Source organism: Psychroserpens sp. Hel_I_66 (assembly GCF_000799465.1).
GTDB lineage: Bacteria > Bacteroidota > Bacteroidia > Flavobacteriales > Flavobacteriaceae > Psychroserpens.
Window position 1 is genome coordinate 2,466,899 of the sequence record NZ_JUGU01000001.1, and the last position, 12,343, is coordinate 2,479,241.

Annotated in this window: 6 protein-coding genes; all 6 read right to left on the reverse strand. The window is 35.0% G+C overall.

Features of this window, described 5'->3' with window-relative positions:
• Positions 1–24: 24 nt before the first annotated feature.
• Entirely contained in the window at positions 25–408 is a 384-nt protein-coding gene (locus GQ40_RS11095; RefSeq protein ID WP_047548184.1) for a VanZ family protein, read from the reverse strand.
• A complete protein-coding gene (gcvH, locus tag GQ40_RS11100) occupies positions 380–760 on the reverse strand; it encodes a glycine cleavage system protein GcvH (RefSeq protein ID WP_047548186.1) in 381 nt (126 codons plus the stop codon). Before gcvH ends, GQ40_RS11095 begins: the two co-directional genes overlap by 29 nt.
• 59 nt (positions 761–819) lie before the next feature.
• Positions 820–8,298 carry a cell surface protein SprA gene (gene sprA / locus GQ40_RS11105; protein ID WP_047548188.1) on the reverse strand — a complete coding sequence of 2,493 codons (7,479 nt, stop codon included), beginning with the start codon at positions 8,296–8,298 and terminating at the stop codon, positions 820–822.
• A 4-nt stretch (positions 8,299–8,302) separates the two neighbouring features.
• Positions 8,303–8,884, reverse strand: a complete 582-nt coding sequence (ruvA, locus tag GQ40_RS11110; RefSeq protein WP_047548190.1) for a Holliday junction branch migration protein RuvA — start codon at positions 8,882–8,884, stop codon at positions 8,303–8,305.
• 71 nt (positions 8,885–8,955) lie between these two features.
• Complete coding sequence (locus GQ40_RS11115) at positions 8,956–11,244, reverse strand: NADP-dependent malic enzyme (protein WP_047548192.1); 2,289 nt, start codon at positions 11,242–11,244, stop codon at positions 8,956–8,958.
• Between the two features lie 168 nt (positions 11,245–11,412).
• Positions 11,413–12,342: a carbohydrate kinase family protein gene (locus GQ40_RS11120; RefSeq protein WP_047548194.1), complete on the reverse strand. Its 930-nt coding sequence runs from the start codon at positions 12,340–12,342 to the stop codon at positions 11,413–11,415.
• Between the last annotated feature and the right edge of the window lies 1 nt (position 12,343).

Genomic DNA, 12,343 nt, shown 5'->3' on the forward strand with positions numbered 1-12,343 from the left:
TTGTTAAAAAAGCAAGCTATTATTTTATTTTAACTTTAGTTTATTCCTGTAAATTAAGATTAAAGCTGCAAATGCAGCTCCTAATGAATTTGCTAAAACATCATATGCATCTAGTGATCTATACGTTGTCATCACATATTGCATTACCTCAATAATAATGCCATAAATAATGATTACCACTGCTGAAATTAGTACAGGATTATTCAATTTGTTTACCTTACAATAGTTATAGCCTAATATTGTAAATAAAAAGTAAGCAATAAAATGGTAAATTTTATCATCGAATGAAGAACCAATACTTGGGATATCATTTAATTTGATAAGACTTCCTACAGATAAAGCAATCGTGTAGACAACCACTAAGGGTAAGGCCCACTTTTTAAGCGTTGATAAGAGCTTTATAATCATCGGCAGATAAAAGGTTATCTATTTCTGAAGCATCAGAAAATTTTACTTTAATCATCCAACCATCTCCATAAGGATCTGTATTCACTTTTTCTGGATCGTCCTCTAAACTTTCGTTGAATTCAACAATTTCACCAGATAATGGCAAAAACAAATCGGAAACTGTCTTGACAGCTTCAACAGTGCCAAATACCTCTTCGATATCTAAGGTTTCATCAACCGATTCAACTTCAACATAAACGATATCCCCAAGTTCTGCTTGTGCAAAATCCGTAATGCCAATCGTAGCTGTATCACCTTCTATTTTCACCCATTCGTGATCTTTGGTGTATTTTAAATTTGATGGTATATTCATCTTATAAATTAGAATTATGTATGATTACAAATGTAATTTTTTTAGATAGTATTTACTACTTAATTTCCAAAATTGTAACGCAACGTAAAACCTGATCTAATTGTCGTTTGAGGAAATGCAGTAGAAATCTCATATTCTGAGAATGTATAATCAAAGTAAAAAATTGCAGTAAGGTTTTTAGTAAACGCATAATCTGCAGTGTACTTTAATCCATAAATTGTTTGACCTTGCGTGATTTGGTTGTTATCAATATCTAAATACCTTATTATGGTTTTATTATTTCTTACTGAAATATCTGCCTTCATATTCAAATCACTTTTTATGACTTGCTTTGGTCCTGCTAATTTTGATCGAATCCTTAAATCCTTAATACGGTAACCCAAGCCTAAAATATATTCGTGCCCTTGTATTTCGGTTAATAGATTATTATCAAAACTCAAAGAAAGAATTCTATCCTTTTTCATTTCAGCTAAAATCTTGACCGAGTTTTGCATCTCAAAGTCTAATCTAAATAATGGGCTAAATTGCTCCTCTAAATTGATATTACTGAAAATGGTACGATTTTTAAAGTTACCAGATTGGTCAACAACATCAATTAAATTTGGTTGATCTTCATAAGCTACTCCTCGTTGCAAATCATTTGGATCTATATCTAGATTTGTTCTAAATTGATTAATGGTATAGCTGGAACGGTAACCGTGAGTCAAAGAAAAACGCTTAAAATTCTTTTTAAACCATTTCATTTTCATGAAACCGGTATATTTTAATTGCCAGTTAGGAATTGGTATATCCCTAAATGCAGATAAACTAATTTTATCGGGAGTGGTTCCTTTATATGCTGCTAAAAACGAAGGTAACAATACAGCTTGGTTGTTTTTGCCAAAACCTAACGGATAACCCTCTGCATCTACATCAAAGTTATCATTACCATAAAATTCTCTCGCCAATCGCCTTGCGACTACTAACCTATTGGTTCTAAAATCATCAAATGCTTCAGACTGGTTTTCATCACTTTTACTAAAGGCTGTTTTTATTAAAGCGGTTGAAATATTAAAATTTCCGAAGGCATTCGTAATCAAAGGATTATAATCTAAAACACCGTCTCCATCTAAGTCTTCCACTCTAAAATTTTGCGTTTGGTTTTCTGAATAAACCCGACCTCCTGTAATGTCTATATTTAAATCTTCTATCAATTCAACATCTGCTGAAATATCAAGAATCCTATTTGTAGTCTCACTGTATTGTTGATTAAAATCCTGGAAAACGGTTAGCCATCCATTTCGAGCAGCCAAATCTCTAATATCACTTTGACTACCAAACGTATAACCTAGAGTAGGCTTGAATGTCCCTATAAAACCTGGTGTTTTTAAATATCCCGGTAAAAATGTACCATTATTTTCGGTATAATTAATTTGAACTCGTTTTATAGCTGTGACCAAATCTATGGCTCCATCCAAAATTCTTGAGCCTGCCCCTTTTTTACTATTTGGATTTTGAGGATTTGCTGCCTCATTTGCTTTTCCGTTTTTATCTAAACCTGCTGGAGTTGGTCGTCTTGCAGCACGGGTATTTTTTTTCTTTTTTGTCAAACCAACATATTTATATAAGGTCTCCATATTAAATGTAGAATTTATATTATGTGTGTTTGCATTTTGAATAGAATTCCCTAAGTCTGGAATTCCCGGTAAACTGTTATTAATATCCGACCCTTTTTGCCATTGAAAATCACCTGTATATGAATACGTTGCACGCATAAAACTCAAAGTTGGAATTTTATATAACGGAATTTCATAATTTACCTGTAACTGCTGGCTTTGAATATTTGGATCGCCCAAATCAAAGAATCCATCCCAAACATCTAGATTTGGATTTTGCCTACCGTTAATGATATCATCAACAAAATAGTTTCTTACAATATTAGAGTTAGCTGCAGTAAAGTTTAAGCTCAATGCCTTAGTCAAGTTATAATTGATGGCGTACTGTGAGTTAAAATTATAATTTCTTCGGAAAAGTTCATCCAAACCAATATTGTCACCTACCAAATCCACCTCCCTGAATTTCTGTTTATTAAACTGGCGGATGATATCTGTATTTACAGTGAAACTAGTTGGTATTGGGTTGAAATTGAATTCTTTTAAAATCTTCCAATATTTACCTCTAAATAAAGAATCATTATTTTTAAAAGGCTCAATATTTTTAGGCTCAAAACTATAAGCGTAATTAACTCCAGCTCTTACTTGTTGGCTCAATGCATTTTCAATTTCAAAATCACGATGCTCCTCTTTATTATAGGAGTAATTGAAAGTTAGATTTTCTACGTCATAAAAACGTGGTTTGGTATCACCTGTTCTGTTTTTTCGTACGCCTATAAAATTGATGCTTTTACGCTTTGTATAATCTTCAGATCGTGTTAATACATTTTCTCGCTCTTCAGCTGAGGTTGCAGCTTCCAGCCTTGCATCTAGTTTTATATCCTTATAAAATTGATCATACTCTGGTGTAATGGTTTGCTCTCCAATGGCATAGTTAAATGGCAATTGAATACCCCATTTTTTTGGCAACAACTGTCCTAAATTAACATTCGTAACGACATCGTATTGCTCAACATCTTCTCTACTTCTCTCATTTGGTCTTTGCTCTACAGAACCAAAACCAATTGTGCTTTTTCTTCCTGTTGCACTTACGTTTGCAAAATCTGCAAGATTTGTATCCATCGCTGCAACTGCTGCCCAACCACCTTCGTTATCAAGGTCTGAAAGGCGCAATTCATTAAACCATATTTCACCACAGGCATTCATACCTGATTGGCCTGGATTTTTTATACCTACCATCAACACCCTTACATCACCAAAATTAGGATTACCCTTGATAGCTACCCTTTGCACTTTTTCTGTGCCTGTTGGAGGATAGGCATCAAATTCACCAACCTCGGTAAGTTGATCTCCAACAACATCATAAAATGTTGGTTCAATATTCGCTAGCGTACCATTTGCAATACCTAAGGATTTTATCTGCTCTAAAACATCTAATTTGATATTGATTTCATTTTCTTCTGGCCAAACGGTTTCTGGTGAAGATAATCCAGAAGAGACCGTAAGAGGCACTTCAATTTGGTAATAATTTTGTGTAAAATCATTTCCCATACGGATAAACCCTACCAAATCTCCATCATTTAGTGATCCTGTCTCTCCATCTTCTGCATGAATAAACATACGCAACTTGTTATACTGTCGCATGTCTACATTTATGTTTTTGAATACACCACGAGAATCTTCTGGTTCTAACTCACAAACTTCCAATTGTAGGGACTGTTCGTTTTGTCTTATAATATTGTTGTTGTTATTAAGTTGTTCTAAAACGACGCCTGGAGGTAATACATAATTTCCATCATTTTGTTGTAAACCAACTACACCAACGGTGAATTCTGTATCTGTATCTCCATCGTTATTTGGTTCATCATCTAAAGTCAACGTGTAACGTCTCCAGTCACTGCGAACTAAATCTAAGGTCGCAAAACGCATCACTGTTCGCTCTGCGAAATCTGTTAAAAACAAACGTGCAAATCGAACCGATCTAATATCTGAAATACCACCAATAGCTTCCGTAGGTTCAGAAATTGGAATTCTAAACTGGTAATAAGTTACTGTTGCAGATTGACCATTTGGCAAGTTGACCACTCGATCTTTAATATCATTAATTTGTGGATTATTTATATTTAATGTGTTTGGATCAATTTCTACTTCATATTGAAAGTAGCTATCAATTGTATTCATTGTATTATCCCTATTGATATCCTCAACATCTGGTTGTGGAGTAGATCCACGATTGGTGTCTGTAAATACATCTGGCGAGTTACCTTGTTGGCCATTATATTGCTTGTAGCGGTCAAAAATATTACCTTCAGTATTTAAATAGTATAAATAGTTATCTTTTGAAGGGTCATCTCCAAAACCACCACCAAATTGTGCCAACTCTTCAACATCATCATATCCATCATATCCAACATCCTGGTTGGCGCGCTCTTCACCTCCTGTAGAAAATGTATAAATCAAAGATTGATTTCTTGGTACTACAGTTTGAAAAGCTGTAGCTGGAAGTAATGGTGTAATGTTTCCATCTTCCGGAAGGCCATTTTCATACTGCTTTTTACCATCTTTTAATACATCTTCGGAAATGTTACCTAAATTGATAAATAGCTTTCCTGGAGATGAACCAGGTATTGTATTTCCGTCATCATCCATAAACGGATTCATCAACCAAAACTCAATGTATTCCACATTGGCTTGTTCAAAATCTGTAGAGGTGATCTGTCTCGTAATTCCCGCCCAACTATCTGATGCGGTAAGCCCACTTACAGCATCTGGCTCAAAATTATATGGACCTCTTTCCGTAGGGTAATACACTAAATCCAGTGTGTTGATTATTGTACTTTGACCTTGTGCTATATCAATCTCTGGGAATACCTCATCGATAAATACACGCCTGGTATATAAATCTGAAACATCATCGTCACTAATATCTCCCGGACGTTGATTGCTATAAAATATAGGGTCAATAGTGTACCAGTTTAAGAATGCTCTATCAAATCCGTTTTGAATCCCATTAGCATCTTCATCACCAAAACCTGCATAAATTTTACCTAAATTTCTTGGCCTACTTGATAAAAACCAAGATTGAGGTGACAGTAAATCTATAGCACCTTGTGTCCCTTCAAAATCATCAACGTAAGCAGTGGCTTCGTTATTAAAATCGGTACCTTTTGGAGCTCCTGGAGCTAGATATGCAAACTCACCTCTAAACGAAAGATTTGAAGGGGCATCTGTATCTATATTTGGAAGTTTATTAACTAATCTCGTAAAAAATGGAACTTCAGTAGAATAGTTTCCATTAAAACCAAAAATTGTATTATTGATTGGCTCTGTGTTGTAATTTGCTTTTTGTGTTATTGGCCTCTCACTTAAATTTAATAATGTTGCACCAACTACAAAGTTCTCATTGAATTGATGCTCCACATTTATTCCTGTGAAACGACGTGTTTGTTGACCAAATACTGCATTATTTTCTACGGAAACATTAATTGGTATATTAGATGATTTCAACGCCTCGTCAATAATGTAAACACGACCTATTTGGTAATTTACCGTATAATCCTGACCTTCTACTAACGTTCGACCTCCTGCTGTAACAATTACAGATCCTCTTGGCACATTAAAAGCTCCCAAGGGAATCCCATCGCCTCCCGAAGATTTATAACGTCCCTTAATTTGGAATTTATTTTTTTCAGCTTCATCCAATGCTGCTGTTTTGGTTTGCTTATAGAGAATATCATATACGTATTTCTCCTGGTTTAAGTTATAGGGGCTACCCATAACCGGACCATCGTAATTGTAATCTGCCTCATTGTCTATCGCACTACCATCATCATCTAAAATATCAAATAGGTAACGACCAAAAGGCTCTGTTTTTGTGAATATAATTTTTCCGTTTTGTGTCAAAACCGTGAGACCTGGAACAAAATCAAAAAATCCATCACCACCTAACTGTGGGTCATTATTAAAGTTTAATCGGTCTAAATGAAATAACTGTATTAATGGTGTATCTACAATTTCTTGATCATCATTAGTATCAAAAGGTGTATTATTTTCAAATATTGGGAAATTTGTCCCATCAACAGGCACGATATAGTTTAAAGGCGACGTTTCAGTATAAAAAATATTAAGTCTAAAATCTTCTCGATCAAGCTGAAATGCGCCAGTATCATAAATGTTCTTCATCATTAAATCCCAGATTGGCTGATTGACATCTGTAATTGGACTCTTTAACATTTTAACAATTAAACTTTGCGTTGTCCCTTCCTGAACGGTTACAAAGTTATCATTGATACCATCTCCATTTACATCTGGACCGTTATCTATAATACCGTCGCCATTTACATCTGAATCACCAACATCATTAATGCCATCGCCATCTGTATCTGGACCGTTTTCTATTGTGCCATCTCCTTCTGCATCTGCATCAATAGAGTCTGGAATGTTATCACCGTCAATATCGTTACCATCTGAGGTAGAACTTACGCCACCATTTGCAAATTCACCAACTTGGTACACTTCACCACCAATGGTATATTGAAATGCTACTGCAAGGATTTCGTCATTTAGCAACCTTTGGTTTAAAGATATATAACCTAATTGTTGGCTTAACTGGTAATCTCTTCCTTGCTCTAATTTTCTTGCGTTTTCTAATTTTCCGAAGTCAAAACCTTCATTTGCAGGCACCAAAATACCTTGCTCTGCTGTTGTAATGTCTCTAACTGCAGTAGAAAGCAATGAACCTGCTCCACCTATATTTGTAGGATCAAAATCATTGTTTCCATTGTCTGGAAACGATCCTGGAGGAACATTTATAAATCCTGCTGGTGGATTTGCAAGACCTATATTATCATTAGCTGGATCTGCAGGATCAAAATCTGACTCCCCTAAATCTTGTAAAGCGACGATATTTCTAACGTTTTCTGTTTGGTTACTTCTATTGGTTACCCAAACTTCTATACGTGTAACCTGTACATTATTGGCTATATAAGGATAGCGCAACATGGATTGGTCGTACGTATCCCTAAAGTAATGAGACAGGAAATAGTGTCTATTTTCGTCATAATCCCTTGCAAAGAATTCAAATTCTTCAACAGTACCACCACCTTCTGCAACGACAGATTGGGACTGGGATTTTTGTTCAGAAAAAATAGCTGTCACTCTGGTTTTTCCGAATTGTAATTCTGTTTTGACACCAAATAAACTTTGTGCTCCTGTAATTAAAGAACTATTAAGTGGCATACTTACGTTACCAACTTCAATTTTTCTTACAATATCATCTTCGGTTGGTGTATATTCTAATTTTGTTAATTGCTGAAAATCAAATGTAGATTCGGTATCATAATTAACCGTTACCTGTAGTCGTGTACCTACTTTTCCCAGTAAACTTAAACTAATACGTTGATCAAAATCAAAGGTAAAGTTACTTCGGTTTCTTGGCGAGAATGTTGGGTTGTCCTGTTTTGTAAATAAAATTCCTAAATCTACTTCTGCGGAACCTTGAGGAATCACTTCAATCGTGTTGCCTCCAAAAAGCGTTTCGAAAAACCCAGAGTTGACGTAAAATTCTGGTAATAGATTTTTTTGCTCTTCTTCTGTACCTTCTTTTTGACCAGCAGCAGCATCAATTTTTTGCTTGTAATATTTTTGTTGTTGTTCTAATAATACAAGTCTTTGAAATTCCGCAGGTGTTAAAATAATCGGGTAGTTGATATTGAATTTCCCAACGGTTTCAGTATAAATATATCTATCTGTAATTGGATCGTAAGTATATTTTGATACTATACTTTGAGGATTTGGGATACTTAATCTACCTAAAGAAAATCCTGTTTTAGTAGAATCTTGTTCTATTGGATCTGTTTGTGCGTATCCAAAACCGCTAAACAACACTAAAGCAATTATAGATACTAGTCGGTATGATTTTTGTAGCGTATAGTTAGATGTAATCAAATTTCTATAAATTTTTTAAGGCTGCTTTAATAATGTTTTCTACACTTGCGTCTGGTTGTTGAGATACAATTTTATCTACGACACGTTCGGATTGTTTTTTATTAAATCCTAAAACTTCTAAAGCAGATAACGCTTCATCTTTGTTGGTATTGTTTTTATTAACAGAAACTTCGTCAATATCATATACTTTAAGCACTTTATCTTTTAAATCCAATATCACACGTGCAGCAGTTTTAGCTCCGATACCCTTTATTGACTGTATTAAAGCGACATCTCCATGCACGATTCCTTCTTTGACTTGTTGTGGTGATAATGAGGATAACATAGTGCGCGCAGTATTTGCTCCAATCCCACTAACCGACAATAAAAGCTTGAAAATTTCACGTTCTGTCGTGGAAGAAAACCCGAATAATGTATGGGAATCTTCACGAACAATTAAATGTGTGAATAATTTGAGCGCCTCTTGATCTGGGATTTGAGAAAATGTGTGCAGCGAAATATTTAAAAGGTAGCCTACACCATTACAGTCTATCACTACATCTGTAGGATTCTTTTCTACCAATTTACCTTGAATATGCGTAATCATTACTCATTTGGGTTAAAAAACCAAATGTAATAAAATTATTTGCATTTCAAAGGCGATTATCAAGCTAAAGACTATGACTTCATTTCAGCTTGTTTTTCCTTTTGTTGTGCATCAATAACAGCAATTGCTGTCATGTTTACTATTTCATCAACACTAGCATGTAATTGTAAAATATGAGCAGGTTTTTTCAGACCCATCATAATTGGTCCTATGGAATCTGCTTTGTTAAGCTCTTTCAATAATTTATAGGTGATATTTGCAGATTCCAAATTAGGGAAAATCAATGTATTCACCTTTTTACCAGCTAATTTTGAAAATGGAAATGTTGCCTCCAAAAGTTCTCTATTAAGCGCAAAATCCGTTTGCAATTCTCCATCTACAAGTAAATTAGGATGTCTTTTATGCAAATAATCTACAGCTTCTCTCACTTTAATTGCAGTTTGGGATTTGGATGATCCAAAGTTTGAAAATGAAATCATTGCCATTACAGGCTCCATCCCAAACATTTTCACGACACCTGCTGTCATTTGCGCAATTCGAGTTAAATCCTCTGCCGACGGATTAATATTTATGGACGTATCACTCAAAAACATTGGTCCGCGCTGGGTCATCATCACATTAGTAGTAGCTGCTTTTGTAGATCCTGGAGCTAAGCCAATAAGTTCTAATATGGGCTTTACCACTAAAGGATAACTTCTTGAATATCCAGAAATCAGTGCATCTGCATCACCAACATTTAACATCATTGCAGCATAGTAATTACGCTCACGCATTATTCTTTCTGCGGAATAAAGCGTCACACCCTTGCGCTTTCTCTGTTCCCAATACACTTTTGCATATTGGTTTTTTCGTTCTTCTTCTTCGTCAGATTTTGGATCGATTATTTCAATATCTGCATCAAACTCAATCTCTTCCATTAATTTCACAATGGTTTGACGTCTGCCCAATAATATTGGTATGGCAATTCCTTCATCATGAACAATTTGAGCTGCCTTTAAAACATCAAGTTGGTCTGCTTCAGCAAAAACAACGCGCTTAGGGCTCATTTTTGCTCTGTTGATAAGCAGTCTTACAATTTTATTATCAGACCCTAAACGTTCTAATAATTCATCGCGATATTTTTCCCAATCCTCAATTGGTTCTTTTGCCACTCCACTTTCCATCGCTGCCTTTGCAACTGCAGGAGGCACTTCAGCAATTAATCTTGGGTCAAAAGGTTTTGGGATGATGTAATCCCTTCCGAAGGTCAAACGCGTTTCACCATAAGCGATATTAACCTGCTCAGGCACTGGCTCTTTCGCTAAATTTGCCAAAGCATAAACTGCAGCCATTTTCATGGCCTCATTGATCTTTGTAGCTCTCACATCAAGCGCACCTCTAAAAATAAAAGGAAAACCAAGTACGTTGTTTACTTGATTAGGATGATCACTTCGCCCTGTTGCCATAATAATATCCTTACGAGTCGCAATAGCGATATCATAAGGGATTTCTGGATCTGGATTTGCCATAGCAAAAACTATAGGGTCATTTGCCATTGCTAAAAGCATACTTGGACTAACAATATCTGCCATAGATAAACCGATGAAAACATCGGCATTTTTCATGGCTTCATCCAGAGTATCGATTTTTCTATGGGTTGCAAATTCTGCTTTTTCTATTGAAAGATATTCACGATCATCCCTAATCACACCTTTACTATCTAACATGACCATATTTTCGCGCTTGGCGCCGCATGCCTGATATAATCGTGAACATGAGATAGCTGCTGCTCCAGCACCGCTAATGACTATTTGAACTTCATCAATTTTTTTTCCAGCAATTTCCAATGCGTTAATTAACGCAGCTGCCGAAATAATGGCTGTCCCATGCTGGTCGTCGTGCATTACGGGAATATCTAATTCCTCTTTGAGTCGACGTTCAATTTCAAACGCTTCTGGGGCTTTGATATCTTCCAGATTGATGCCTCCAAATGTTGGTGCAATCATTTTAACGGTTTGGATGAACTCTTCGATATCTTCGGTTCCAACTTCAATATCAAATACATCAATATCTGCAAATATTTTGAATAGAACTCCTTTTCCTTCCATTACAGGTTTAGAAGCTTCCGGACCAATATTACCTAATCCCAAAACAGCAGTACCATTAGAAATTACAGCAACGAGATTACCTTTGGCAGTATATTTATAAGCGTTGTTCTTATCTTTTTCTATTTCTAAACAAGGCTCAGCAACACCTGGAGAATATGCTAAAGATAAATCTCTTTGGGTTGCATATTTTTTTGTTGGTACAACTTGAATTTTACCAGGCTTTGGTTTTGCATGATATACTAATGCTTCTCTTCGTCTGCTTTGCTTGCTCATATATTTGTGGATTAACCAATTTACATTTATTAGGTGTTGAAAAACCTAGATACAAATGTAAGTGATTTATGAGACAATTTTTACTAAAGAGTGCTCTCAATATAGATTCTTAATTGACTTTTTTCAAGTGTTTTTTTTGAAGTAAAATATTAATATGTTTAGAATAGATTATTCTAAGATAATTTTGTTAATATCCATTTTGGTTGGTAACCTTCCCACATTTTGAAGTTTGATTGCAGCAAGTTTTTGAGCAATGGTAATACTTTCTTCTAGAGTCTTATTTTGGATTTGAGCGAATAAAAATCCAGTCCAAAAAGCATCACCAGCGCCTGTTGCATCTTTAATTTTTTTTATCTTATTAGCCTCTTGAAAAATTATTCCTTCATTTTTATCTGAGACTGCAACTCCATTTTTTCCTTTGGTGAGACAAATTGTTGTAGCTCCCAAACCATGAAAGTATTCAAAAATAAAATCTTCAGTTTTAACTTCAGCAAATAATCTGTAACAATCATCTTCACTTAATTTAACCAGAGGATCATTAGATAAATATTCTTTTAAAACCATCTTAGCCTCTTCCCTATTTGACCATATTTTTTCAGAAAAATTAATATCTATACTCAATCTTAAACCTAATTGTTTTGCTTTTTTTGACCTTTCTAAAATAGTTTCGCGAGCAGGATTCTTGCTCAATGCAAAACATGTAGTGTGAAAAAATTTGGCTTGAGCAATTTTATCGTTAGATAATTGATTTTTAACAATTTTACAATCGGCTTGCCTATACGCTATAAACTCTGGAGTTTCGGTAGATTTAGACACAAATACTACTGAGGTTGGTTCTAATTCACATCTATTTAAACAAGTAATATCTACATTGTTCTTTTTTAATTTTCTTGATATGTAATCACCAAGTCCATCTTGTCCACATGATGCAACGAGCAAAGAATTTAATCCTAATCGCGCTGCATTCACAGCTACGTTGGTTGGTGAACCTCCTAAAAAGCGGTGGTAATTTTTGGTTCTATTTATTGACGTATTGACCTCATGACCAATAAAATCTATTAAAACCTCTCCAACACTTATGATATCTATACTTTTCAAA